The sequence below is a fragment of the Bacillus sp. SIMBA_074 genome, from assembly GCF_046534555.1.
Taxonomy (GTDB): domain Bacteria; phylum Bacillota; class Bacilli; order Bacillales; family Bacillaceae_G; genus Bacillus_A; species Bacillus_A mycoides.
On record NZ_JAWRYM010000208.1, the window covers coordinates 1 to 348 of the forward strand.

General features: G+C 53.2%; 1 protein-coding gene. It reads left to right on the forward strand.

Features of this window, described 5'->3' with window-relative positions:
* The coding region (locus SB773_RS30525; RefSeq protein WP_410593957.1) for an oligopeptide/dipeptide ABC transporter ATP-binding protein at positions 1 to 280 on the forward strand (280 nt) is incomplete at its 5' end.
* Positions 281 to 348: the final 68 nt, after the last annotated feature.

Genomic DNA, 348 nt, shown 5'->3' on the forward strand with positions numbered 1-348 from the left:
GCACAAGCCCAAGCATCCCTATACCCAGGCCTTGCTAGCAGCAGTACCCTCTCCCGATCCAGATGAGGAGCCGGAGGAGGTTCGCATAAAAAATCATGTGCCCAGCCCGATTAACATGCCCAGAGGCTGTCATTTCCAGGACAGATGCCCCTATACCGAGGCTATCTGCCGGGAGAAGACACCTGAGCTGCGACAAGCCGATACCGGTCAAATCGTTGCTTGCCACATGGTTACACCTTATTTGGAAAGAAAGGCAGACAGAGAGGAGCATGTGATATGAAGATCATGTATGTCGTGCCAGGCCCGATGGATCAAGCGGAAGCCACTCGCAGAGGCGAAATGTTAAAG